Origin of the sequence: Sulfurovum sp. UBA12169 (assembly GCA_002742845.1) — a bacterium.
Classification (GTDB): Bacteria; Campylobacterota; Campylobacteria; order Campylobacterales; family Sulfurovaceae; genus Sulfurovum.
This window is the reverse complement of record DLUH01000001.1, coordinates 109,049-135,079: the sequence shown is the minus strand read 5'-3', so window position 1 is coordinate 135,079 and position 26,031 is coordinate 109,049. Positions and strand designations below refer to the sequence as shown.

The following is a 26,031-nucleotide window of genomic DNA, read 5'->3' as shown; positions in this document are numbered from 1 at the left end:
TCTAGTTTTTAGAAATTTTATCGTAGTATTCCGCCACTCTTTTATCGACATGAATCACCCGCTTAAGATAATGCGTCAAGTCGCCTTTATTAAAATCAATACGCAGTTTTTTAGGATCTATTGCGCGTGAGATTGCTACATAAAACTGACTGGGCGCAAAGATATTGTCTACATTGCAAACCAGATTATTGATGCTCATGCCTTGACTTTTGTGTATCGTTACCGCATAGGCCAGTTTTAAAGGAAACTGTGAAAGTGTGGCCAAAGAGACCGCTTCAACTCCACCGTCCTCCCTGACTGCTATATCCAACAGGTCAAAGTCATGACGTTCTACCCGAACACAGCCTTCTTCTTTTTCGACAATGAGATATTCGTCTGCTATCTTTCGCAAAATACCGCGCTCCCCGTTGACGAATTTTCCCCATTTGTTTACCGTAAAAAGTACAGGAACGCCTTCTTTAAGAGTGAGATACTCAGAAACAGGAAGCAAATTTTTCCATCCTGAGAGCTTCTTTTCATGTACTTTTTGAAACATCTCCAAATTGGCAAAAAGGATCGTCTCTTCTGTATCAAGTTCATTAATCTTGGCTCTATTGGTCCGTTCGGCTTCAAGGTTGCGTCCAAAAAGATAGGTAGAATCTTTATCTGAAATTTGGGTGTTCCAAAGTCTTTGCATGTAGAGAATGACCTCATCATCACATATGCCGCATCGTACCTTATTTAAAATATGGGTAAACTCTGCATCATGGGTACGCTTCATTTGGGTAAGTTCAATGACCTTTAACGCAAAAGCTTCCCACGCATTGCTCTCAAAAGCATAAAGCCTGTCACCAAAAAGATGATTGGAAGCTGATTTCTGCACAGGAGGAAGCTGGAAAAAATCCCCCACAAAAAGCAATTTCCCCAAATAACCAAAATGGTTAAGTCTATAGGCGACCATATCTAACAAATCCGCACTCACCATCGAAATTTCATCGATAATGACAAGATCCGTGGCCTGAAGCACTTTTTTAAGATCAGCAAGGCGCTTTTTGGCCCGCTTATCATGGACCAAAAGCTCTTCAAAATTACCGGCAATACCAAAATCAAAAAAACTGTGTACCGTAAAACCCCCGATATTTACTGCACTCACACCGGTAGAACCAAGCGCAACAACCTGCTTGCCGCGCTTACGGTAGTCGCTGATGACTTCATTGGTAATATAGCTTTTCCCTACCCCGGCCCCGCCGGTGAGAAAGACATTGGAGTGTTTGAGGGCTTCGAGTATATCCGTTTTATCCATCATGCCCTCCTTTTGAACTCTGTTTTGCGTATTATACAGAAATTCTTTTATGGCAGGACCATGGGACTCCACACATTCTCTCGTCCCCAAACAGGAACCTTGCAGCAAGAGAAATTTAGAATGTCAATACCTTATCGCACTCCATTACCCACTCAGCGAGTTTACTCATAGTTCCCTTTATTTCATCATTGAAATACGGCTTATTTTTATTAATGCCGCAGCGAGTAATACATGTTCCGCAAACGCTAAGATCAACACCGCTATTGTAAAGACTCTTAAGCATCTCAACCAAATCATACTCATACGACTCAGGTTTTTTTGTCACATCACGCACCAAATCAACAGCATCATTCATTAAAAATATTTTAACAATCTCCCCTCTTTCATGTAGGGTTTTGGCCAGACGCAAAGCATTCCATGTTACATCGGTGCCGTCATAGGGTTGGTGATTTAAGATCATGAGGTTTTTCATCAAAAGTCCTTTTCTGATTTTATATTTAGCAAAATAGATAAATACTTTTATTATACTACATCAATAATGCTACCATATTAACACATCAAAGCATCTTTTGCTCCCGACAGAAGAAAAGTAAAAATTTCCTCTCGTCGCCCGAGTCGGAGGTCATAAAGAGGAAAAAGGATTGCTGAATGCTGAAAAGTTTTGGTCAAAACCGATATGTGCGCACGCATCCTCAAGCCGGAGCTTGGGGATGAGGGAAGGAGTTATGATGTCTTTTAACAATCTGGGGTTTATATTTAAACATTTGGGCTCGCTGGTATACTCCAAACCCATATTGGACGACCTGTGTGTATTTTTGCGGGGTTTTACCGACAAAGAGAGCGTTTTGGATATCGGGGCGGGCACGGGAGTGATGAGCGAGTTCGCCTACAGGTGCAACGACACGCTGAAGTATACAGCTCTAGACCCGGCCGAGGGGATGCTCAAATACGCGCCGCCCTATCTGGAGGTACACGTAGGGATCGCGGAAGCCCTGCCGTTTGAAAAAGAGAGTTTTGATGCGGTTTTCATGGGGGAGTCGCTGCACCATTTCAACAACCCCGACGCCGCATTCAAAGAGGTCGTGCGGGTACTCAAAAACGGCGGAAGGCTTTTTATCTACGATTTTGACAAAGGCACGTTTTTGGGCAAAAGCATCTGCCGGATGGAAAAACTCTTCGGGGAACCTGCCAATTTTTATGAGCCGAGCGTACTGAAAGAAGTGCTTGAAGGTCACGGTTTTACGGTGCAGATCAATAAGCATAAATGGCGGTATACCGTTAGCGCTGTTCTCTAACGACAGTATATTTCCCTCGTACCTAAGTTCCGGCTTGGGTACGAGGAAAAATAAAAAAATATGATAAATTGTAATATTTATTAAAATAGCCGGATATTTTTTATATACTACTAACACTTCAATAAAGGGGATAGAGGATATTGTGTTCCTCTAATAAATAGTTAGCTGGACATTTATGGAAAATTTAACAATTAAAGAATTACATTCACTTCGTATAGCAATATTTGACAACGCAGAGAATTTGCAAAAAGAAGCCAAGCTGTTACTTGACCATGAAATGTTCAGCAGAGCTTATCTCCTTGCTTATTTTTGTTTTGAAGAATTAGGGAAAATTCCAATTATAGTTGGGGCTATTGCAAAAATTGAGTTAGGTGAAACTATTGATTGGAAGAAATTAAAAAAACGCTTCTATAATCATACAAAAAAAATTACATCTCAAAACTTTCATTACTATATGTTTGGTTTGGAAACTGACCTACAAAACAATAGTGATGTGGAATGGTTAAAAAAAGCTAACATTTCAGTTGGCAGTTTTTTTGAAAAAAAGAACTTAGCTACATATGTAGATGCTAAAAATAAAGAATTTTTGCTTCCATCTGAACAAATCACAAAAGATGAATGCAAAGAATTAGTTGATTTTGCATTTAAATGTTTACGAGCACATTGGCATTCAGAAACACTTACGAATCCAATACTAAGTAAGCTTGCTAACAAAACATAGTAGCTAATAAGTTCCCTAGCGGTATAACTTATTAGCTATACTCAACCGTTCCCTCGTTCCCATCGTCCCCGATGGGAATGCATACCCCAAGGTCAGTCGCACATAACACCATAAACAAAAATAAGATACAATAAACAAATGGGAAGAAGTCGCTACAAAATTTATGAAACAACACATCCTCATTTCTTTACCTGTACGATACTCAACTGGCTTCCTGTATTTACAAGACCGGAAAGCGTAGATATCATTCTTGACAGCCTAAGATATCTGCAAACAGAAGAGAATCTCAAACTTTACGCTTATGTCATTCTTGAAAACCATATGCACTTGATAGCCGGCAGTGATGATATCGCAAGAAGTATGAAGCATTTTAAATCATTTACCGCCAAAGAGATACTAAAGCTGCTTCAAAAAGAAAATGCTACAACATTACTCGAACAGTTTGCTTTTTATAAGAAAGCACATAAGACTACAGCAAGCTATCAGATATGGCAGGAAGGCACCCAACCCAAACTTATACAAACAGATGCTATGATGATAAACAAGATAAACTATATCCATCAGAACCCTGTTAAAAGAGGCTATGTGGATGAGGCAAAACATTGGAGATACTCCAGTGCCAGAAATTATGAGGGAATCGATGGACTCATAGAGATCGAGAGGTTCTGGTGATGCAAAATTCTAGTCTGCATTCCCATCGGGGACGATGGGAACGAGAAAAAGATTTTAGATAGAAAACAGTAAAAATATTGCAATTTGTCATATTTTAACCACTTAAATGAACATTTTCAGCATCCGTTTATCTGTCAAATGTCAAGCTGTTTGTTATATAATGTTTGTTGAATAAATAGTTAGCAAAAAAAGGACAAAGATGCTCGGCTTCATAAAAAATCTTTTTGGGCAAAAAAAGAAAGATGACTTGGTAAGTGTTACAAAAAAAATACTTGCAGACATGCACTCCATTGAAGAATATGCCAACTTCGTCGCTACAAATGTTGATGATTGTTCAAAAGGTTTTGAAACTTCATTTGACTATCACCAAAATGATAATATCTACATCGTTTTGGCCAATATTTTTGCAAAATTCAGTGATGATCTACAATTTAATGAGCAAGAAGAAGATTACCATCAACAAATACTGATGCTCATTTTAGTGAGATACGAGGGGATGGATAAACAATCTAGATGGAATGAGTTTATCGAGAGCATATCTTATTTTGAGAACAAATTAGCTTCAATTGATATGTCTTCAAAAACTCCGGGAGAATATTTGTTTACACTGTGTAGTCAGTATGCTCAGTATTTATATCCAAAAAATGAAGCGCACGATTTGCTGGCTCAAACAATGTATTTAACTCAATGGGTTCCAGTAATTGCAGTACTGGCAAAAGAGCAAAAGAGGTTTTATTCATAATTACCACTCAATCTTACTGCTTGAGCTGGTTAATACTAAATCGATGAGAAAACAAATGAGAATATTAGAGCCAACTGATTTTTTTGCAGAAACTTTAGGAGGTAGACCTAGCCAAATGGATACATCTGCTTATGACGGTCATCCTTTTGAGTGTGCTTGTGGTCAAATCCATGATTTCGATTCTCTTAACGTAGCAGTTTTAAGGGAGTTAACAAAAATGCGGTTAGTTTTGGCATGCCCTGTAAATGATGGGTACATAACTTGTGTCAAAGTAAAAGGTTGGTTTAGGTTTAAAGGTTTTGAGTCATTGTTTGGGACCAAGGTTGAAGAAGAATTAGATCCACTTAATACTTTGAGCAAAGCTATAAACAAAAAACTTGGGTAGTGGTGCTAACAAATCAGTGGAGCCAATAAATTACCCTGCGGCTAATTTATTGGCTCAATTCAAACGTTATGTTCAAAGGAAAGCACAGTAATGAAGCCTATAAATGAGATATATTCAGAGTTTTTACTTGGACATGTGAAATTTCACAGAGCAATTGAAAATGATATGTTTCGCGACGCACTAATGTTTTACATGGATAGAAAGTTTAGTACGTGCGCCAGTCTATGTGCGACTCTTTATGAGATGATTTTTACAACTCGTCTAGTTCGGCAAACGGCTAATCCTGATGGCTTCATTCCAAGCAAAGAAAATATTGAAGAACAACTTCAAAATCTAATGAATAGAGAAGACGAGATTATTAATAAAGAGAAACTCTCCTTCAGAAAAATAACCACAAAGCTTCTTGAAACTGCTGTTTTAACAGATAAGGAAAAATTAGACTATGACACATTTTATACTGACATACGCAATCCTGTTGCACACGGCCTTACTTTTAGGCTTTATGAACCCTTGTTAGGACATGCACCTGCCCATACATTTGAAGTTGAAACAAATTACCAGCCAGTTTATAAGAAGGCATCAGAATTGCTCATTAATAATATATTCGTATTAATGTCATCAAAAAAATTACTAAAACAATAATGACTAGTGAACATAACAATTCAAAGGAGACCAATCAAAAACCCGCGAGCGGCTTTTTGATTGCTCATTTTAAACGTTCCCTTGTCTCCAAGCTGGAGTTTCATAGAGAGAAAGCAGCACATCTCAACCATAAAATTCTCATAGCGGTTGAAATAGCCGAACATTTTTTATATACTACTTTTATACCACTTGATGAAAATGAGGAGAGTGCCTCATAGAGGATGCAAACAAAATTCCTCTCATCGACAACTAAAGCCGGAGGGTTATCATGGAAGAAATGCAGATCAGTAAAGCGTTCACGCTGATGGAACCGGGCCCGGTTGTGCTTGTTACCACCAACGACGGGGAAAAGCAGAACATCATGACCATTTCGTGGACTATGGTGATGGACTTTACACCGATTTTCGCCATCACCACAGGCCCATGGAACCATTCATTCGCCGCTCTTGAGAAAAAGAAAGAGTGCGTTATCGCGATCCCCGCGGTTGACATGCTTGATAAAGTCATTGGGATCGGGACCTGTTCGGGCAAAGAGACAGACAAATTTGAAAAGTTCGCACTGACCCCGGTGAAAGGAAAATATGTCCAAGCGCCCCTCATCAAAGAATGTCTGGCAAATATCGAGTGCAAAGTGATAGATATCATCAAAAAGCACGATATCGTCGTCCTCGAAGGCGTCGCCGCTTACTTCAACAGCGCACGCAAAGAGAAACGAACTTTTCACGCCATCGGTGACGGTACCTTCATCGTAGACGGGCGCAAGCTGGATAGAAAAGAAATGATGCGCTCAAAAATTCCGCCCGGAGTGTAATGCATTAGCGCGTTGATAAAATTGTGCTGCTGAGCTTCGTATCATATTTTAAAATATGATACTTATATTGTAAAACGCGCTCTAAAACCCTGCCCTGTCGATGCGGCCTTGGGAACATCTGCTTGGTGCGCGCTTGCCTTTTTTGAGCCCGATCGCCAAATCATCGCTTTGCCCCCCGATATGAAGCCACAACTCGGTAATAAGCCCTCCTTTGCATTCCATTTGCATATGATGGCCTGTACCCAAGCCAAAAGCTCGGTCAAACTGTGCCCTTACCTCCTTGATAGACACGACTTTTCCTGCATTTTGCACAAAAAACCTTTTTATCTCGGATCGGTTAAGCTGATCAAGCAGTTTGACAGCCGTTTCAAAGTAGGTATCCGCATCTGTCCCGTAGCACGTGCCGTGTTTGATCCATTCGTGTTTATGCAAATGCGATACATATCCGGGCATCGCTTCTTGCAGCGCCTTTTCAACCTCATCGCTTAACTCGGGATCAGGAAGACGGTCCCACCGTTTATCTCTGTCAAGTTTGACCCAATGCGAAGGCACGCCGCAATACATTTTGCTTTTGGGCTGCGGCCAAAGTCCGTGCAGTACAAAATAATGTTCTTTTTGCTTAAACCGAAACAATGTATCTAGGTTTCTTTTGCACTCTTTTTTGTACCGATGCGTTTGGCAAAACGCATGATGCCAGCTAAGCGCCAAAATATTATCTTTGGAGATTTCAGCGGGGCCGGTATATTTATATTTTTTAGTATTTAATACTTCTTTGGCATCGCTTCGGCTATTTTGGGAAGAAACATTCTTTGGAGCTTCATCCGGAAAACACCTATAGTCTACCCAGCGCTGTGCGGGATTTTCTCCTTGTATCAGCACCAATGTTTGGTTTTTATGGTGACGCTCAAGTATCGTATAGCGGCGATTTGGATCCAAATAAAGATTATCGGTGTTTTTGGTATGTTTCATATTGTCAAATGCCTGACATGCTTCGAGAGGATAGGATTCATATCTGGCAGACAGTACTGCAGTAAAAAATAACAACATGATAAAAAATTTATTCATCGATAAGGCCTTCGGATAATTTTGGCGAATTATACACTAAAAATTTTCGGGCATATCCGTAAAGATACCTCAGGCAGCACATCCAAGCAAATCTTTCAATAAAAAACAATATACAATTTAATTTAACATAAATTTAACAATTGATATATAAGATTTATATAAAATCCAAAAAAATCATTGCAAGCACAACATCCGTAACGAATATTTTTATCAAAATATCCTGCATAAAATCCAAAAAAGGAGGAGACAAAAATCAATTTTCAACAGGTTAATACCCAATAACATTATCATCAACTCAATACAAAAAAAGGAAAAAAATGAAACTATCGATAAAAACAATAACCAAGTATGCGGCTGCAACAGCTTTGTTTGCAGTGCTTGCAACCGTTAGCATGCCGCTTCAGGCGGCACAATGGAGAGGATCTCCCGGAGGAAGCGGAGATCCTGCAGCAGGAGAACAGCTCTTTAGGTATAAATGCAGCGGCTGCCATACTTTCGGCCACGGCGACCATCTTGGACCTGATCTTGCCAATCGCCACAACCAAGACGGATGGTTAAGAAACTTTATCTCCGATCCCGAGTGGTCTACAACCAACACAAATTACGGCAAACAGCTCTTGGAAAAATGGGGATACGTCATGCCGGATTTTGATCTTTCCAACCAAGAGATTGAGAATATTATCGCTTTTCTTAATGCGCAAGACAGTCTTGGCCCTTTAAAACATACATCTCCGGCAGAATTGACCGATACTCAATTTGAAGCAACAAAAAATATCTACTTTGATCGTTGCGCAGGCTGCCATGGACTTTACCGTACAGGTGCAACCGGACCGCTGATTGATGAAACACGTTCTGAGTGGATCGGTACAGACGGACTTGCTGCCCTATTGCGCTACGGTACCCCAAGAGGCATGCCAAACTTTGGCCACAGCGGGATCTTGACTGAAACACAAATCACAAACTTGGCATCATATCTTCAGCTACCGCCGCCTGATGCACCTCCGTTACCTATGGAAGATATCCGTGCAAGCTGGAATCTCATCGTCCCGGTAAGCGAGCGCCCCACACAGCCTGCCCATTCGCGTGACTGGGAAAATTTCTTTGGTGTTGTGGAGCGAGATGCCGGAAAGATCTCCATTTTTGATGGCAGCACCCATGAACTTGTATCGCGTGTGGATGTCGGCTTTGCCGTTCATATTTTACGCTCCTCCTCAACAGGGCGCTATTTTTATGCTATCGGACGCGACGGACTGGTTACCCTCATCGATCTTTGGACCGAAACACCGACGGTTGTAGCGACAGCAAAAGGCTGCCATGACGCACGAAGTGTTGATGGAAGCAAGTCTCCCGGATATGAAGACAAATATCTTATTGAAGGCTGTTATTGGCCGCCGCAGTATGTGACGTTTGACGGATTGACGCTTGAACCGCTGACACGTGCCGATCTGCCGATGACCGACATTCACGGCGAAACACTTAAAGAAAACCGTGTTGCTGCCATCATCGCATCGCATACTGAGCCTATCTGGGTGGTATCGCTCAAAGAAGCAGGCTATGTAAATATCGTAGATTATTCGCAGCCAAACTTTCCGACAGTGTCAAGCATTGCCGCTGAAAAATTTTTGCATGACGGAGGCTGGGATAGCACCAAACGCTACTTTATGGTTGCCGCAAACGCCAATAACAAAATGGCCATCATAGATGTCGCCGACCGAAGCCTTGAAGCGATCATTTCAACAGGAAACACTCCGCATCCCGGACGCGGTGCCAACTGGTTAGATCCTGTGTACGGATGGGTCAATGCCTCAACGCATATCGGTGAAGGAAAAATGACCGTTTACGGTGCAGATCCGGTCAACCACCCGCAATATGCTTGGTCTGTTGTACGCGAAATCACACTTCCTTCGGCAGGATCATTATTTGTAAAGACCCACCCAAATTCTCCATGGGTACTCATGGATATGACATTAAGCGCAAACGGCACATCCCATAGACAGATCTGCGCCTACTCTAAAGAAAATGCCGCTATTGACAGATGTTTTGATGTGGCGCAAAACGGTCGAGCCGTACACTTTGAGTTCAACAAAGACGGCAGTGAAGTATGGATATCTGATTGGGCAACGGATGGTGCGATCATCATCCTTGACGGCCAATCGCTTACTGAAATTGACAAAATCATCGGCTTGCAAACCCCGACAGGCAAATTCAACGTCCACAACACGGCCCATGATGTCTATTGATTCGTATATTTAAAATAAACGAAAAAGTCAAAAATATTTGACACTGACTCAAAGCCGGCCGGGATTATCCCCGGCGGCAAAAGCAGATATGGCTTATTTGTAAATAAGCCATACAGTATACTTTTATCCTATCAAATATCGCCAACTCCTTCTAAGACTCGTAAAGCTTTCCAAAATGCTCCAAATGAATCAAATAAAGCCTTACATCAAATTCAAGCTGATGATATGCGGGCTCTATGTGGGTGCAAAGTTTATAGAATGCTTTGTTGTGTTCTTTTTCTTTAAGATGCGCCAATTCATGCGCAACGATCATGCGTAAAAACGCTTCCGGCACCTTTTTAAAGAGATGCGAGATGCGTATTTCATTTTTGGCTTTAAGTTTGCCGCCTTGCACCCTTGTAATAAATGTATGCGTTCCCAGGGCCGATTTGAGATCGTGTATCTTGGCATCATACAGTACTTTAGCTATCGGAGGAGAACTTTTTAGATGGCTGGTTTTGAGTTCTTGGATATAATCATACAGTGCTTTATCGGTTGTATATTTATGAATATCATTTTGGTGATAACGAGAGAGGAGATGCTCTCCCAAACGCTTCTGCTCTATGAGCATCTGCACCTTTGCAAGGATTTGGCTATCGTATCCGTTTAAATATTTCAGCATAGCACATTATAGCCATTTTAGTCATAAATTACTTCCCATAGTGTACAATAAGCAAAAAGTACGAATATGATTTTTGATTCATTGGATTTTTTAAACGGCATTAAGACGGATATGCTGCCGGTACACTTTGGCACTGCTTATAAATCACCTTTTAAGCAACCCCTCAGACGCTCAAATATGATGCTAAATCCCCTCAATCTCAAGCATCTCAACCGCATCGACGAAATGGATGCAGATATGATCACGCTCAACCTTGAAGATGCCATCGCTCCAAGCCGCAAAAAAGAGGCGCTTTATACTATTGGGCTTTTTCTCTCACATATGGAGCATTCAAACAGTTTTATCATCGTACGAACCAATCCCTTGGGTGAAGGAGGAGAAGAAGAGATCACCTTTTTAAATGACTTTGGTTTTGATGCAGTGCGCGTAGCCAAAATTAAAAATCATACACAGATCGCTCAGGCGCTTACTCTTCTTGAGCCCGGCAAAGAGCTGCACATCTCTCTTGAGACCAAAGAAGCACTTCAAAACCTTAGTACTCTTCGTATAGACAAACGTCTTACAACAGCCAATTTGGGTATCCTTGATCTGCTGGCTTCCCTGGGATTGCCTCAATCCCTGATTGCCCTGGAAAACCCTGCTATCGACTACATCCTAAGCAAGTTTCTTGTTGATGCCAAAACAGCTGGCATTCATCCTGTTTCGTTCATGTTCCAAGACTATCACGATACCCAAACGTTCAGGGCATGGTGCGAACATGAAAAGATGATGGGCTTTGAAAGCAAAGCATGCATGGGTCCCAAACAAGTCCGGATAGCCAATGAGGTCTTCAGGATAGACCTTAACGCAATAAAACGGGCCAGGCACATCAAAGAAGTTTTTGAAGCCAACGCCGCCAAGGGCATCAACGGTTTTATGGATGACAAATATGGTTTTATCGACGAGCCGATCTACCGAGACAGCCTATTGATACTAAATAATATATAAGGAAAATGCTTGAAGTTTTTTAAACAATTTTTACTCATCTTTTTGGCTCCGCTCTTCTTGATTGCCAATGATGACAGGCCGCCTGTTCCCTATGATTTTCTGGCAAAAAAAGAGGTCCGAAGCTTTGTGGATATGATGACAAAAAAACACCGCTTTAAACGTTCTTATGTAGAATCGGTACTAAAAGATGCAAAACTCGATCGCGATACGCTCAATAGATATACGGGCCGCTACAAAGTCGGATCGACCAATGGTTCATGGGAACGCTACAAAGCCCATGTGCTTGATCCGCTTACGCTTCAAAAAGCAAAAAAATTTAAAAAGAAATATGCCAAAATCCTTGCCAGGGCAAGCAAAGAGTATGAGGTGCCCGCAGAGTATATCGTAGGATTTATAGGCGTAGAAAGCAAATTTGGAGAATATACCGGAGATTACCGCACCCTGGATGCGCTTGCCACCCTTGCGTTTCATCCAAACCGCATGAAAACGTTTTTTAAAAATGAGTTTGAGCACCTTTTTTTAATGGCCAGAGAACAAGGGTATGATATCACCCGATTGCAAGGCTCTTTTGCCGGAGCGATGGGATGCGTGCAACAGGTTCCTTCAGTCTATAGAACCTTTGGGATGGATTACAGCAAAGACGGCAAAAAAGACCCGTGGGATTTGAAAGATTGTATCGGTATCATTGCAAGATTTATGCATCAAAACGGCTGGAAAAACGGTCTTCCCGCTGCTGTGGGAACCGATTTTAAAGGGAAACGCTATCGAGGAAAGCTTCAAGCCACTCACAGAAAAACCTATCCCGTCCAAACACTTAAAAACTATGGCATTCATCCCCGAGAAACCTTCCGCGAATCAAGTGCCTATCTGCTCCTCACTTCCAATGCTTCGCATGATGATCTTTGGTTGGGAGGAAGAAATTTTCGCGTACTCACCCGTTACAACAATGCTGCAACTTATGGTATGGCGATCCATCTCATTGCTGAAGCTGTCAAATAGCCATTGATACAAAAAAGAAGAAAGAACGGAGAGGAAAAGTTCCGCTCAAAAGCGGAACTTTCACTGTCATAGTTGATAATCATCCAAAGGATCAATGATATCTTGAGTGGTTGTTTGGTTTGGCGACACTGTCACATTATTTACAAATCCCATCACTGCTTCAAAATCACCATTGACATCATATGCCAAAACTACAAGATCGTAGGTTCCAACAGTTAACCAAGGAAGGACATACGTGCCGTTTGATACTTTCGTGCTCGAAACCGCATGGCTGAAATTGTTTGTTGAGTTTGTCTCGTTCTCATCCCATGTTCCGTCTGCATACGCATAAATGACCGCCGTCGAGCCGTTCGTATCTACAGTTATGCTGCCGTTAATTTCCCCTACTTCGCTGTTATCGACGATTTTAATCGTCGGCTTAAGTATATATCGGCCATTTCCCGTAACAGTCAAAGATTTTCTAAGATCGAAATCTGCCGTCACATTGACTGTTCCGCCTGCAGGTATCGTAAATTCGCCGATTGCTTTATAACCTGTTTGATCGCCGCTTGGAACTTCGAGTGTTTGATTTTGCTCATCAACTACGATATAGCACTTTTGGGTATCGATCATAAATCTCACATGCGAAATCTCTCCCGCCGGCAGATCAACTTGATTCAGCAGCGTAGTATTGCCGTCTTGCAAAGCAAGAAGATTGATGGTTCTTGATTCGGTTAGATTAACTTCCTGCCAGCTGTCATTGCTGTCAGCATATTGATAGTGCAGACTATCAAAAGTGATATATACACCGCTTATGGCTTCATTGTCTGCCGGAGCATCCGTCAGACTCAATGCTACCGTACCTGACGGCTCTGTGGTTGTAGTAGTACTGCTTCCGCCTCCGCATCCGCTCAATAACCCAGCCGCAAGTACGGCCGCTGCAATACTCATCGCTTTGTAAAATTTTTTCATATTTTTCCTTTTTTGGTTTTATGGATTGTTTTTCAAAAGAAGTAAAATTATTTTTGAAATGCGAAAAAATTTACATGCAATTAGCAACTTTAACACCTGCGCTTCTCATATTTGACAAAATAAAACAACAGTGAAATTAGGCAAATAACGAAAACCGAAGCGAAGAATAAAGCGGTACATAACGTGAAAGTGTTTGCAACCCGGCTATCTCAATAAGACCCGTGGCTTTCCGTCCTTGCTTCGCAACAAGTTTGGCATAAAAAATATAATTTTAAAACTTCTTTTAAAATACCATAAATTGTATCTTATACAAAATTAAATAATACTTATACGCATAAATAAGCTAGCGCATTTATTTGGAACGATAAATCAACGGCACAAACGCAAAGCCGGGATACTCTTGCTGTTTGATCTCGTGTTCTGATATTTTTTGATATAGAAAAATCGAATTTTGTATCGGGATGACCAAAATGCCGCCGATTTCCAGCTGATCAAGCAACTCTTCGGGAAGCTCCTCTGCGCTGGCAGAAACAAGGATTCTGTCAAATTTATCTCCGGGTTTTCCGAGCGTTTCGCCGGATTTTTCTATGGTGCAAGGGCTGTCAAATTTAAATTTCGAAATATTATTTTGACCCATTTCTGCAAGCTCATCGATTCTCTCCAGTCCCACTACACTTCCTTTATGCCCGGTCAAATAGCACAGCAAAGCCACCGTCCACCCAGATCCTGATCCGATATCGAGTATCCTGTTGCCGTCTTGGGGACTTAACAGTTCCAGCATAAATGCAACCGTCGTCGGCTGGGATATTGTCTGGTTTTTGCCTATGGGAAGCGGCGCATCAACATAGGTATACTCTTCAAATTCTTCAGGAATGAAATATTTTCTGTCTATCGTTTCAAACGCATCAATGATCCGAGGATTTTTCAAAACACCCGAAGAGATCATTGAATTGACAAGTTGTTGAAGATTTTTCATTGCTCTTGCTCCACAAAAGCCGCACTCATGTACCCCACGACTGCGGAATCATCCCCGCTTGCATCGGCACTGGTACGATAATCCAGCAAGATCGGTTTAAGTCCGATATTTTTAGCCGTGATCAGCATAGCTTCGATTCCTATTTTACCGCACGCTTCACATCCTTGATGCAGCATATCCGCATCAAGATTTTGTACAGCTTCCAGGCAGATACCGTCAAGGCGCTTGGCTTTATTGATATCATAATAATGGCTAAGATCAGTGCTGATAACCACCGCTGTATCGGTATCCTGCAAAAGATACTCAATGACTTTTGCCAATCTCAAAGGAGATTCATCGCCATATACCAACTCCACCACCACAGCTTCCTTGTCATACGTTGCTACAAAAGGCATTTGTACTTCCGTACTATGTTCATGATGCGCTTCAGGTATGTAAGAAAATCCAAATCTTTTTTTAAGCGTATCAACGAGTAAGACATCTATCTGCAAGTACCCAAACGGCGTTTCATACCGATCGTACTCAGATATACTTGTTCCTTTTAAATACACTCTGTGGCTTGGGCCAATCACGACGATCCGTTTTGCATGGCTGTTTTTCAGTATTCTAAAGGCAATATTGGCCGTAAAGGCCGAATAGACATACCCTGCATGCGGCACGATAATGGCTCTTGGTTTTTTATCAAAAAGCGCCTTATTGCTCAAATGCTCATCGAGTATCTTATTGTAATGTTCAAACATCTCTTTGATCTCTTGAGGGCTTGAAGGATAAAACTGCCCGCAAACCGATGTTTTTCTTGTGCTCATTTCCATACCCCCTCTATCACTCTTGTGCATTTTGGACAATGACCGTCTTGCAGATTGTTTATAACAACCGAATATCCGGTACGGTCTACAAGCAATTCACCGCACTGGGGACAATGGGTATCGCCGTGCACGGGAACATTGCCCATATAGATATAATATAGCCCTGCTTTTTTGCCGATCTCTTTGGCGCGCTGAAGAGTTTCGAGTTTGGTGCGCTCATGATCCATCATTTTATAGTCAGGATGAAAAGCGCTAAGATGCCATGGCACATGCTTCCCTAAATCATTGGCAATGAACTCTGCCATCTCTTTAAGATCCTGATCTCTGTCATTTTCGCCTTCGATCAAAAGCGTGGTTACCTCCACCCATATGCCTTCTTTTACCATGAGCCTGAGGGTATCTTTAACCGCTTCAAGCCCTCCTTTGAGCACCTTCTTGTAGTACGCATCATCCCAGCTTTTAAGATCAATATTGGCTGCATCCAGCCAGCTTGCCATATCTTGGATCACTTCAGGGGATTCAAAACCGTTGCTTACAAAGATATTTTTCAATCCTTTTTCTTTGGCAATCATGCCGATATCTTTGGCATAAGGGTAAAAGATCGTAGGTTCATTGTAAGTATAGGCGATCGATGAAGCACCATTTTCCAAAGCCAGATCAACCATTTTTTGAGGGCTGACTTCAATAGATTCATTGATATTTGTCTCTTGGGAGATATCCCAGTTTTGACAGAACGGGCACCTGAAGTTGCACCCTACCGTCCCAAAAGAAAGTGCTTTGGATCCTGGCAGCATATGGTAGATCGGTTTTTTCTCTATGGGGTCAAGATTGATAGCAACGGGGTGGCCGTACACCAATGTTTTAAGCTCGCCACCGACATTTTTGTTGACACCGCAAATACCGGTCTGCCCCTCTTTGAGTTTGCAGTAATGCCTGCACAGCAAACAAATGATTCTCTCTTTTCCTTCTTCTTTTTTATAATATTGCATTGGTTTGGTTTGAGTCATCTTAACTCCTTTTACTCACTAAACTTTATAATAAATGACTAAAGTTTGTTTATATTAGCACGTATCAAAAGAAAAGTCAATATCCCTATTTCTCCGGGACCGTTCCGATGTCTGTCTGCGTAAATCTCTGGTGGGAACCGTCGCAATAAGGCGGATTGCCGGTATGCTTGCAGGCACACATCCACTTTTGTGTTGTCGCTTTGGCTGTGAATTTCATGGGCTTAAATGAAGTCCCCTTATGGCTTCCGTCGCAAAACGGCTGTGTTTTTGCGCGTCCGCAAGTGCAAAAATAATACTCTTCTCCCTCTTTGAGTGAAGTTTTAATGGGCTGAACATCAGCTATCATCGGCTTTTCCATAAACTGCTCCTTTTGTTCTTTTAAGACCATTATAACAAAAAGGGATGCCATTCAATCACTATGTTCCTTACTAAAGAAAAATATTTTTTGAATGTGATTTAAAATTTCTTTGAAGACAAAGAAAAGCTTTTTATATTTTTTGATATTAGTAAAAATACAAACAAAACAGTGCATCCAATCACCGCATTGCGAGCAGAAGTTTTAAAACAGATATCCTGTATCGAGTAAAAATCTTGTTTTCTCCATCGGCTGATACTCATTGACATCGTAATGGACCAAAAACGACACCCCTGCGCCGATATGCACTTTTGGTTTGCCAAACGGTACAAACTCTATCTGCGGCGTGAGGTATCCGCTTGTTCCGCTGAATGCTTTAAAAGGCAGCATTGCCCTTAGCGGTTCATTGGTGTCCGTACCCATATCCGTGTCGCTGTTGTACGTAAAGGTATAATCTATACCGACATTGAATGTATCGCTAAGCGCTTTTGTCGTACCGAAAACAAAGTTCAGCTCATCTGCAAAATCATAGTCGTTGTTTGCTTTGAGCCGATAGGTGTATATAAGATTCGAATCAACCCGCCATCCCTTATCGATCATTTTTGATGCCCCCAAACCTGCTTTATACTCAAACTCTCCCGTTCCGATCTGCGTAGGCATGGGCGTGTTGACGCCTTCTGCGATTGGGAGTGTTTTCTTAAGGTATGTTTATATTGATACCCATTATCTTTATTGAGAAAAATATTTGCTTTATAAATTATCCAATATGATTTGATTTTTTTATAGTTTAATGATAAAATCACTATGATCTATCATTTGTATACCTATGTAAACATAGTTTGAAAAAACACAAGAGAAAAAGCAATTTGAAGGATATTGAGGAAAAAAAGTACCTAAACATATATAGGAGGCTAAAAATGAAAACCGATCCGGTTTGCGGGATGGATGTCCCTGATGATTCCAAATACTCTTACCGATATAAAGATAAAGATTACCGCTTCTGTTCTGAGCATTGTCTTCTCAAGTTTAAAAATTCTCCGCATAAGTATTTGGACAAAAAAGAGGGTACTTCTTACTGCTTGGACGATGAAGCTTGTCCTATAACCGCCGATACTTCAAAAATACTATATACCTGCCCTATGCATCCGGAAGTGGCACAAGATCATCCGGGTTCATGTCCCAAATGCGGTATGGCATTGGAACCTATTATGCCAAGCCCGGATGAGAAGAACGAAGAGCTTAAGGAGATGAGCCGCCGCTTTTGGATAAGCGCTGCACTTACGCTGCCCGTTTTCATACTTGCCATGAGCCTCGATATGCTCCCTTCCATGCCGCATAAAGATATAAGCATGAGGGGAATTCAGATCATAGAATTTGTGCTTGCCACACCGGTGGTCTTTTGGGGAGGCTGGCCTTTTTTTGTCCGAGCCGTCAAATCACTTCGCACGATGAACTTGAATATGTTTACCCTGATAGCTCTGGGCGTATCCGCGGCATGGCTCTATAGCGTAACGGCGCTTTTTATGCCTCATCTTTTCCCGCCGCAGATGAGGAGTGCAGACGGATCGGTGCATGTATATTTTGAAGCGGCTTCTGTCATAACGGCTTTAGTGCTTTTAGGTCAGGTTCTTGAACTGCGCGCCCGTTTGCGGACAAACGAAGCCATAAAGCTGCTCTTAAGTCTTGCTCCAAAGAGCGCACGCATTTTAAAAGATGACGGCAGCGAGGCGGATATCCCTCTAAAAAACGTACATGTGGGGGATGTTTTGCGCGTACGCCCCGGAGAGAAGGTTCCCCTTGACGGTATTGTGCTAGAAGGCATGAGCAACGTCGATGAGTCCATGGTCACAGGTGAGCCTTTGGCTGTTAAAAAATTTGCGGGAGAGAAGGTGATAGGCGCCACCCTCAACACTACGGGAAGCTTTGTGATGAGAGCGCAAAAAGTAGGTTCTGATACTCTGCTTGCACAAATCATAGAGATGGTTTCCCAGGCGCAGCGCTCGCGCGCTCCCATCCAAAAACTGGCCGATACTGTGGCGGCATACTTTGTACCTGCGGTAGTTTTCATAGCGCTTCTTACCTTCATGCTTTGGTGGATGCTCGGTCCTGAACCCAGGATAGCATACTCCGTAGTGAGTGCCGTCTCCGTGCTTATCATAGCTTGTCCGTGTGCGCTCGGGCTTGCTACCCCTATCTCCGTAATGGTTGCGACGGGCCGGGGCGCTGCTAGCGGAGTCTTGATAAAAGATGCCCGTGCGCTAGAGATCATGGAAAAGGTAGATACTCTGGTGGTGGACAAAACCGGAACTTTGACCGAAGGAAAGCCGAGACTGACCAATGTATATGCAGAAGCGGGATTTGACGAGACTGAACTTTTGTATCTTGCGGCAAGTTTGGAACAAGCCAGCGAACATCCGCTCTCTCAAGCCATTGTTGAAGGTGCACAAGCCGGAAATATCAAACCCGCAAAGGCCGATCATTTTGAATCTATCAGCGGAATGGGCATTGTCGGAGAGGTTGAGGGAAGGAAAGTAGCCATAGGCAATGCCAAACTTATGCAGAGTTTAAATATAGAAGCACATCAATTGTCACACAAAACGGATAAGGAGCGTGCCAAAGGGAAGATAGTCATACTCGTCGCGATAGATTTAAAACCGGCAGGTTTTTTATCTGTCGTAGATCCCCTTAAAGAATCAACTCCAAGAACCATAAAAGAGCTGCACAGACAAGGCATAAGGATTGTCATGGTAAGCGGAGACAATCGCGCAACCGCCCAAACTGTCGCCAAAGAGCTAAATATAGATGAAGTCCACGCGGAGGTACTGCCGCAGCAAAAAGCACAAATCATCAAAGAGCTTCAATCAAAAGGATATATCGTCGCAATGGCGGGGGACGGTATCAACGATGCTCCTTCTCTTGCCGCGTCGCATATAGGTATCGCGATGGGAACCGGTACCGATGTGGCGATACAAAGCGCTGACATTACGTTGCTCAATGGAGACCTAAACGGCATAGTAAGAGCAAGGACCCTAAGCAGACAAACGATGAAAAACATAAGACAAAACCTATTTTTTGCCTTTTTTTACAACTCGGTCGGCATTCCTATCGCAGCGGGAGTCCTTTACCCGTGCTTCGGGCTTCTTCTCTCGCCGATGATAGCGGCAGCGGCTATGAGTTTTAGTTCAGTCTCGGTCATAGGCAATTCGTTGAGGCTTAAAAATATACGGCTCTAAGTTGGCCAGTATCATATCTTGAAAAATTTCGATGCTGATGGAAGAATCTCTTCTTTTTAAAAGATACACTCAATAAAAAGGATAAGAGAGAAAATGATGAGCGAGCAGTGACGCCAATGCAAGCAGTCATTGCTTTTATTTATAATTTTAAAGATAAAATCTATACCATCAAAGCATAATAACGACAAACCATCACGGGAAAATACGCATGACAGAGCAAAACGAACAAAAAACCCTTTTCAAGCAAAAACAACTATCTGAAAACGAAAAAAGCCTCCCTCAAGCCAATACGGACCAATATTTAAAAAATAGTATTGCCGCAAAAGATGTATATATCTTGCTGACGCAGAACACAAACCAAGAAGCGCTTCTTGAATTTCAACAATTTTTTAAAACCCATTACAAAAAAGAGCTACAGCTTGAACTTTTGGAGCCAGAAAAAATCTATCACGAGCCTAATGCAATGTATTTTCTTTATACGGATGATGCAGCAATAAAGAATTTTCTTAAAACCCATAAAGAAGAAACACTCAATATTGCCATACTGCCCCATGATGCATGCAAAGAAACGCTTCTTCACTACGGCATCTCAAAAGATATTTACGAAGCAACCGAAGACGCCTTGAACGAAAAACTGCGCATCAATGATCAACTGCTGCTATGCAACGGAGAGGTCGTATTTCAAAAAGTTTCTATCGGCAATGTGCAAAACCTAAGCAAAAACGTTTTTGAGAGCTCTTTGTACAGCAATATTAAGGAATTTTTTAACAATCTAAAAAACCTCCGCTATCAGGCCGTTACACTGCAAACCGCCACAGAGCAAAAGATATACACAGTAATAAGCGGGATACTGGTGCTGGAAGATTATATGATCTTCAACACGCTAAAAACCATGGGCAGCACTTCTTTTCATGACGGAAAGCTCAACGCCCTAATCATAGCGCCAAAAAGCTTGATGTCTTATATTTATCATCTGGCAGCTATTTTTTTCTATCATAAATTTTCATGGGGAAACCTCCCAAAAAACATAGGATTTATCTCGACTTCAAAACTCAACATCGAAAGCAGCAAACCGTTTGATTTTACGATCGACAATACCGCATTGAGCGCCAAAACGATCGAACTGGAGATTTTTCCCTCAAATCTTACCGTCGGCTATGGGAAAAGCCTCGAATCATACATCGCACAAACAGAAGAAGAAAACCCAAGCGAAACCGTCAGTATCAACCATTTGCCCAAGGGAGAAATGAGAGAACTGCTTATCTCGGGAAAAGTTCCTTTCCTGAAAAAAGCAAGTGACGAAGATATCAAAGAAGCACTTATAAGTATCAAAGAGAGTGCTAAAATCTCCTCTATATTTATTGCTTTAATGATCTTAAGTACCCTGCTCGCGACAGTCGGCATCTTTCAGGACTCAACTCCCACAGTTATCGGAGCTATGATATTGGCTCCTTTGATGGCGCCTATCATCTCATTGTCCATGGGGATTGTGCGAAGCAACAAAACGATCACTCAAAGTGCCACCGTTACGTTGGCACTTGGTATTCTAAGTGCGCTGTTCTTCTCTTTTGCATTGACTTTTTTCATGCCTCTTGACATCATGACTTCACAAATGAGTTCACGCATCAATCCAAATCTGCTTGATCTCTTTGTAGCTATTTTTTCGGGTATTGCCGGTGCGTATGCAAGCTCGAAAGAAGAAGTGGCAAAATCGCTGGCCGGCGTAGCGATCGCTATCGCTTTGGTGCCGCCGCTTGCCGTTACGGGGATTGGGATTGGCTGGGGAGAGCTTTCGATGATCTACGGTTCTTTCTTGCTTTTTTTAACCAACCTTTTTGGCATGATCCTTGCCGCTTCTTTGACGTTTGTAATTTTGGGGTATGCTCCCGTCCAGCGCGCCAAAAAAGGTTTAGTTATGCCTGCGATCATGCTTGCTGCTGTGAGCATTCCGTTGATTTTTTCCTTTTATTCGCTTATGCTTCAAAGCAGCGATTATGCAAAACTCAATAAAATAAAAGAACTTTCCATGAAAGGGCAAAAAATAGAACTCAATATTCTTGCGATCCAGTCTTCGACCAAAAACAAAGCCGTCATTGAGTGTGAAGTAAGCGCCGATTCGCATTTGGATCAAGAAGCGTATCAAGCGCTTGGAGCGGAGCTCTCAAAAAGACTCCAAAAAAAAGTTACGCTGCATATTGTTCCAAAAATCGTAATTAAGCAAGAATGATATGCACACAATGTGATCTTTTCTTGCTCATTTGAAAGGACAATGTTTATTGATTAATGCAAATTTTCAAGATAAAACCATCTGCCATTCCGGGGTCATTCCAAAACCAAAGAGAGAGTTCTGTATAATTTTAGACATACATTTGCTTCACAGATGATATGTTCGGGTGTGGATATATAGAATTTGAGTATCAAAAACGCTAGAGCATAGAGATGCTTCAATCACACTTCCAACATACACAAAACTATCGAATAGCAGTTTCATGAAGAAAAAAGTTCCCTTGAAATTTTATCCAAGAAGATGAAGCAACAAGGTTTCAGAAATTAGAAAAATTTGGCACAGTTTTTGACATATTGACCAACACCGGACTGTCAAAGTTGCCTTAAATATAGGAGTTACAAGGTGCAGATACGAGTTTATTACGAAGACACCGATGCAGGCGGGATAGTTTATCATACCAATTACATCAAATATTGTGAAAGGGCGCGGTCGGAGATCTTTTTTTCCAAAGGATTGTGTCCGTTTGAGGAAGAACGAAGCGGTTTTGTGGTGCATAATCTCCATGCCGATTTTTTGGCTACTTCAAAACTGGGCGATCTGGTGGAGGTTAAAACAAGCGTTATTAAGATAAGCCGCTCAAGCGTTATGCTTCTCCAGGAGATTTTTAAAGAGGAGGTCAAAATATTTAGCATGAAAGTGACTTTAGTGTATCTCGCAGAAGGAAAGCCTGCACGCATCCCCGCTCTATTTAAAGAGATTTTTCAAAAAATATAAGCTTTCTATACACTCGCAGACAAAGAGATCTCTTTGTCTGCGAAAAAACAGCTTTCTTATCTCACCATCGCTTCAAGCGCTTCACTTGAAACCTGATCAAAATTAAGGTATTTATACACACTGTTTTTGTTGGCATCGTTGATCTTCTTAGTAACGATATTCATGTACTCCTCTTTGGTGGGGATTTTACCCAAGAGTGACGCTACGGCTGCCATCTCTGCCGAACCCAAATATACCTTGGTGTCTTTACCCAATCTGTTATCAAAGTTTCTTGTGCTGGTGCTAAAGACGGTTGCTCCTTTCGTGGCCTGCGCCTGGTTGCCCATACAAAGCGAACATCCCGGAATCTCCGTGCGTGCTCCTGCCGTACCGTAAATGGCATAATACCCCTCTTCAATGAGTGTTTTTTCATCCATTTTTGTCGGTGGAACAACCCATAGTTTGGTAGAAACCTGCCCTTCGCCTTTAAGCACTTCGCCCAATGCTCTAAAAAGTCCGATATTAGTCATGCAGCTTCCAACAAATACTTCGCTGATCTCTTTTGGTCTTTTCTCATCGGCCAATATTTCGCTCAATGTTGCAACATCGTCCGGATCATTCGGACAGGCAAGAATCGGCTCGGCAACTTCGTTAAGATCAATTTCGATCACCGCTGCATATTCTGCGTCTTTATCTGCCTCAAGAAGCTGCGGATTGGCAAGCCATGCTCTCATTTTGTCTGCCCTTCTTTGAAGCGTAGCCGCATCCTGGTAGCCCTCTTTAATCATCTCTTCGATAAGCGCGATATTTGAACCAAGATATTCCATTACCGGCTCTTTATCAAGCTTAACTGTACATGCTGCCGCTGAACGCTCCGCACTTGCATCGCTAAGCTCAAATGCCTGTTCGCATTTTAATGTTTCAAGTCCTTCGATCTCAAGTACGCGCCCTGCAAATATGTTTTTCTTACCTTTCTTTTCAACGGTAAGCAAACCTTGCTTGATCGCATAATAAGGAATCGCATTGACAAGATCGCGAAGCGTGATACCCGGCTGCATTTCACCCTTGAACCGCACCAAGACAGACTCCGGCATCGTAAGGGGCATCATGCCTGTTACACCCGCGAATGCCACAAGCCCAGATCCTGCCGGAAACGAGATACCGATTGGGAATCTGGTATGGCTGTCTCCTCCGGTACCTACTGTGTCTGGCAGACACAATCTATTGAGCCAAGAATGAATGACACCATCGCCGGGTCTCAGTATGACCCCTTTTCTGCTCGTCCAAAACTCAGGAAGTGTATGCTGAAGCTGAATGTCTGCCGGTTTCGGATAGGCTGCTGTATGACAAAAAGACTGCATTGTCATATCTGCGCCAAAGCTAAGTGCCGCAAGCTCTTTGATCTCATCTCTGGTCATAGGGCCGGTGGTATCTTGCGAACCAACCGTTGTTGCTATCGGCTCACAGTAAACGCCCGGCTTTACACCTTCCATGCCGCATGCTTTCCCTACCATTTTTTGCGCAAGCGTAAAGCCTTTGCCGTTATCCGCCGGTTGCTCGGGTGTCATAAAAATGCCTGAAGAAGGCAGACCAAGTGCTTCTCTGGCTTTGGCTGTTAATCCTTTACCGATAATCAACGGAATACGTCCTCCTGCCCTCATCTCATCAGGAAGTGTATTGGGAGTGATTTTAAATTCACTGACTGCTTTTCCTTCTTTTTCGATCACCCCCTTAAAAGGTTTCACCGTGATCACGTCACCCGTTTCCAGCGCATCGACGTTTGCTTCAATAGGCAAACACCCGCTGTCTTCTGCTGTATTGAAGAAAATTGGAGCGATAATAGAACCGATCACAACCCCGCCTGTTCTTTTATTGGGGATGCCCGGTATATCTTCACCCATATGCCACTGCACCGAGTTGATACCTGATTTTCTAGAACTTCCTGTACCGACAACATCTCCTACGTATGCAAGAGGATAGCCTTGTTCTTTTAAGCTTGCCATCGTTTCAAGCGGATTTTCCATACGTGAAACCAGCATAGAGTTTGCATGAAGCGGGATATCTGCTCTTGTGAATGCTTCAGATGCGGGAGAGAGGTCATCGGTATTGGTTTCTCCGGGAATTTTATAAACCGTAAGCGTAATTTCTGACGGAAGTTCCGGTTTATTGGTAAACCACTCGGCATTTGCCCAAGACTCAATCACCTCTTTTGCAAAAGCATTTCCATGATCCATAAGCTCTTTAACATCATTAAAGGAGTTATAGACCAAAATCGTATTTTTCAATTCATCGGCAGCTGCTTGTGCCACCTCAACATGAAGGTGTCTTAAGGCCTCCACTAGCGGACCAACGTTAAATCCGCCAAGCATTTTTCCTAAAATTTTGATCGCATGCACTTTATCAATGGCATGACATACCGCATCATCTTGAATGATGGCATTTAAAAATGCAGCTTTCACATACGCAGCATCATCGACACCTGCGGGAACTTTGTTTTCAATTAGATCCAAAAGATAGGTTTCTTCTTCCAATTTGTCTGCTTTGAGCAGCTCTACCAACTCTGCAGTTTGTTCTGCGGTAAGCGGCAACGGAGGTACACCAAGTTTTTCACGTTCTGCTGTATGTGCTTTATATTCTTCGATTAAGGCCATAATAAGGTCTCCTGAATGGGATTAAATTTTATACAGCAATAGTATCGTGATTGTGGGAAAATTTTATATGATATGGAAACAATAAAGAAGATATTGATTTTTTATGTAACATATAGTTACAAAATATGAGCATAAACCAGCTCATATCTACACAAAGATAAAAAAATCTCTTTTTACTTTTTCCTAAAGAGATGATATTGTTCTTTTTTGAGTAACTTCTCTACATATTCAGGATCGGCTTTTTTTACATTTTTCCAGATACCAGAAGGCAGCCTTACTTGCAGTTTGTTTTTCTCTCGCAGCTTAATAATCTTCTTGGGTGAAAGTATCTTGCCTACGGGAGAAAAATCTTCAGTACTCAGATCAACATCTTCTTTATAAAAAAGTGTCTGTTTTTTAAAATTTCCCCAGCCCGGTATCCCCTCTTCTGTGTAAGGCACCTCATAACCATTTTTAAACTCAACCACAATCGAATAAAAACTATCCGAAAACACGTTGACAATTTTTCCGGCTCCAAAAATAAGCCCGTATACTTTTTCTCCGACTTTAGCTTCTGTAAAATACGCCATT

The 26,031-nt window shown here is 42.0% G+C and carries 26 protein-coding genes and 1 riboswitch; of the genes, 14 read left to right on the top strand and 12 right to left on the bottom strand.

From position 1 onward, the window contains the following. Nucleotide 1 precedes the first annotated feature (1 nt). Nucleotides 2-1,285 (bottom strand): PIF1 helicase, encoded by a 1,284-nt coding sequence (locus tag CFH81_00760; protein ID DAB40867.1) that lies wholly within the window; start codon nucleotides 1,283-1,285, stop codon nucleotides 2-4. 112 nt (nucleotides 1,286-1,397) lie between these two features. Next, a complete protein-coding gene (locus tag CFH81_00755; protein DAB40866.1) occupies nucleotides 1,398-1,754 on the bottom strand; it encodes a sulfur reduction protein DsrE in 357 nt (118 codons plus the stop codon). A gap of 253 nt (nucleotides 1,755-2,007) precedes the next feature. On the opposite strand from CFH81_00755, the gene CFH81_00750 reads away from it, so the two are divergent. The 8 genes from CFH81_00750 (at nucleotide 2,008) to CFH81_00715 (ending at nucleotide 6,550) form a co-directional block, all read left to right on the top strand. Continuing rightward, complete coding sequence (locus CFH81_00750) at nucleotides 2,008-2,577, top strand: SAM-dependent methyltransferase (GenBank protein DAB40865.1); 570 nt, start codon at nucleotides 2,008-2,010, stop codon at nucleotides 2,575-2,577. Between the two features lie 175 nt (nucleotides 2,578-2,752). Beyond that, nucleotides 2,753-3,298 carry a hypothetical protein gene (locus tag CFH81_00745; protein ID DAB40864.1) on the top strand — a complete coding sequence of 182 codons (546 nt, stop codon included), beginning with the start codon at nucleotides 2,753-2,755 and terminating at the stop codon, nucleotides 3,296-3,298. 138 nt (nucleotides 3,299-3,436) lie between these two features. After that, nucleotides 3,437-3,970, top strand: a complete 534-nt coding sequence (locus tag CFH81_00740; protein DAB40863.1) for a transposase — start codon at nucleotides 3,437-3,439, stop codon at nucleotides 3,968-3,970. Between the two features lie 199 nt (nucleotides 3,971-4,169). Further along, the gene (locus tag CFH81_00735) at nucleotides 4,170-4,712 is read left to right on the top strand and encodes a hypothetical protein (GenBank protein DAB40862.1); all 543 of its coding nucleotides are present in this window, start codon (nucleotides 4,170-4,172) and stop codon (nucleotides 4,710-4,712) included. A 55-nt stretch (nucleotides 4,713-4,767) separates the two neighbouring features. Then, nucleotides 4,768-5,097: a hypothetical protein gene (locus CFH81_00730; GenBank protein DAB40861.1), complete on the top strand. Its 330-nt coding sequence runs from the start codon at nucleotides 4,768-4,770 to the stop codon at nucleotides 5,095-5,097. Nucleotides 5,098-5,187: 90 nt separating this feature from the next. Then, complete coding sequence (locus tag CFH81_00725) at nucleotides 5,188-5,739, top strand: hypothetical protein (protein ID DAB40860.1); 552 nt, start codon at nucleotides 5,188-5,190, stop codon at nucleotides 5,737-5,739. Next, on the top strand, nucleotides 5,739-5,957 hold the full coding sequence (locus tag CFH81_00720; protein ID DAB40859.1) for a hypothetical protein: 219 nt from the start codon (nucleotides 5,739-5,741) through the stop codon (nucleotides 5,955-5,957). The genes CFH81_00725 and CFH81_00720 overlap by 1 nt, the downstream gene beginning before the upstream one ends. Nucleotides 5,958-6,007: 50 nt before the next feature. After that, nucleotides 6,008-6,550, top strand: a complete 543-nt coding sequence (locus tag CFH81_00715) for a flavin reductase (protein DAB40858.1) — start codon at nucleotides 6,008-6,010, stop codon at nucleotides 6,548-6,550. Between the two features lie 81 nt (nucleotides 6,551-6,631). Here CFH81_00715 and CFH81_00710 read toward each other — a convergent pair whose 3' ends face one another. Further along, nucleotides 6,632-7,615, bottom strand: coding sequence for a hypothetical protein (locus tag CFH81_00710; GenBank protein ID DAB40857.1), 984 nt, complete (start codon nucleotides 7,613-7,615; stop codon nucleotides 6,632-6,634). Nucleotides 7,616-7,932: 317 nt separating this feature from the next. Here CFH81_00710 and CFH81_00705 point away from each other — a divergent pair, with 317 nt between their 5' ends. After that, entirely contained in the window at nucleotides 7,933-9,855 is a 1,923-nt protein-coding gene (locus tag CFH81_00705) for a nitrite reductase (protein ID DAB40856.1), read from the top strand. Nucleotides 9,856-10,006: 151 nt separating this feature from the next. On the opposite strand, the gene CFH81_00700 is transcribed toward CFH81_00705, so the two are convergent. Beyond that, the gene (locus CFH81_00700; protein ID DAB40855.1) at nucleotides 10,007-10,516 is read right to left on the bottom strand and encodes a metal-dependent hydrolase; all 510 of its coding nucleotides are present in this window, start codon (nucleotides 10,514-10,516) and stop codon (nucleotides 10,007-10,009) included. Nucleotides 10,517-10,627: 111 nt separating this feature from the next. On the opposite strand from CFH81_00700, the gene CFH81_00695 reads away from it, so the two are divergent. After that, nucleotides 10,628-11,503, top strand: a complete 876-nt coding sequence (locus tag CFH81_00695; GenBank protein ID DAB41398.1) for a CoA ester lyase — start codon at nucleotides 10,628-10,630, stop codon at nucleotides 11,501-11,503. Between the two features lie 9 nt (nucleotides 11,504-11,512). Continuing rightward, on the top strand, nucleotides 11,513-12,502 hold the full coding sequence (locus tag CFH81_00690; protein ID DAB40854.1) for a murein transglycosylase: 990 nt from the start codon (nucleotides 11,513-11,515) through the stop codon (nucleotides 12,500-12,502). A 66-nt stretch (nucleotides 12,503-12,568) separates the two neighbouring features. On the opposite strand, the gene CFH81_00685 is transcribed toward CFH81_00690, so the two are convergent. The 6 genes from CFH81_00685 to CFH81_00660 all read right to left on the bottom strand — a co-directional run bounded on the left by CFH81_00685 (nucleotide 12,569) and on the right by CFH81_00660 (nucleotide 17,257). Then, entirely contained in the window at nucleotides 12,569-13,453 is an 885-nt protein-coding gene (locus CFH81_00685; GenBank protein DAB40853.1) for a hypothetical protein, read from the bottom strand. Nucleotides 13,454-13,644: 191 nt separating this feature from the next. After that, nucleotides 13,645-13,719, bottom strand: a riboswitch (cyclic di-GMP riboswitch). Nucleotides 13,720-13,805: 86 nt separating this feature from the next. After that, nucleotides 13,806-14,429 (bottom strand): protein-L-isoaspartate O-methyltransferase, encoded by a 624-nt coding sequence (gene pcm, locus CFH81_00680; GenBank protein ID DAB40852.1) that lies wholly within the window; start codon nucleotides 14,427-14,429, stop codon nucleotides 13,806-13,808. Then, nucleotides 14,426-15,235: an AmmeMemoRadiSam system protein B gene (gene amrB, locus CFH81_00675; protein DAB41397.1), complete on the bottom strand. Its 810-nt coding sequence runs from the start codon at nucleotides 15,233-15,235 to the stop codon at nucleotides 14,426-14,428. Before amrB ends, pcm begins: the two co-directional genes overlap by 4 nt. Then, entirely contained in the window at nucleotides 15,232-16,242 is a 1,011-nt protein-coding gene (gene amrS / locus CFH81_00670) for an AmmeMemoRadiSam system radical SAM enzyme (protein ID DAB40851.1), read from the bottom strand. The genes amrB and amrS overlap by 4 nt, the downstream gene beginning before the upstream one ends. 85 nt (nucleotides 16,243-16,327) lie before the next feature. Then, complete coding sequence (locus tag CFH81_00665) at nucleotides 16,328-16,600, bottom strand: hypothetical protein (protein ID DAB41396.1); 273 nt, start codon at nucleotides 16,598-16,600, stop codon at nucleotides 16,328-16,330. Nucleotides 16,601-16,801: 201 nt separating this feature from the next. Further along, the gene (locus CFH81_00660) at nucleotides 16,802-17,257 is read right to left on the bottom strand and encodes a hypothetical protein (GenBank protein ID DAB40850.1); all 456 of its coding nucleotides are present in this window, start codon (nucleotides 17,255-17,257) and stop codon (nucleotides 16,802-16,804) included. 257 nt (nucleotides 17,258-17,514) lie between these two features. Here CFH81_00660 and CFH81_00655 point away from each other — a divergent pair, with 257 nt between their 5' ends. The 3 genes from CFH81_00655 to CFH81_00645 all read left to right on the top strand — a co-directional run bounded on the left by CFH81_00655 (nucleotide 17,515) and on the right by CFH81_00645 (nucleotide 22,831). After that, nucleotides 17,515-19,830 (top strand): copper-translocating P-type ATPase, encoded by a 2,316-nt coding sequence (locus CFH81_00655; protein DAB40849.1) that lies wholly within the window; start codon nucleotides 17,515-17,517, stop codon nucleotides 19,828-19,830. 208 nt (nucleotides 19,831-20,038) lie between these two features. Next, nucleotides 20,039-22,057: a TIGR00341 family protein gene (locus CFH81_00650; protein ID DAB40848.1), complete on the top strand. Its 2,019-nt coding sequence runs from the start codon at nucleotides 20,039-20,041 to the stop codon at nucleotides 22,055-22,057. 402 nt (nucleotides 22,058-22,459) lie between these two features. Next, on the top strand, nucleotides 22,460-22,831 hold the full coding sequence (locus CFH81_00645; GenBank protein ID DAB40847.1) for an acyl-CoA thioester hydrolase: 372 nt from the start codon (nucleotides 22,460-22,462) through the stop codon (nucleotides 22,829-22,831). A 56-nt stretch (nucleotides 22,832-22,887) separates the two neighbouring features. On the opposite strand, the gene CFH81_00640 is transcribed toward CFH81_00645, so the two are convergent. Beyond that, complete coding sequence (locus CFH81_00640) at nucleotides 22,888-25,461, bottom strand: bifunctional aconitate hydratase 2/2-methylisocitrate dehydratase (protein DAB40846.1); 2,574 nt, start codon at nucleotides 25,459-25,461, stop codon at nucleotides 22,888-22,890. A 173-nt stretch (nucleotides 25,462-25,634) separates the two neighbouring features. Beyond that, nucleotides 25,635-26,030, bottom strand: a complete 396-nt coding sequence (locus CFH81_00635) for a hypothetical protein (protein ID DAB40845.1) — start codon at nucleotides 26,028-26,030, stop codon at nucleotides 25,635-25,637. Nucleotide 26,031 lies beyond the last annotated feature (1 nt).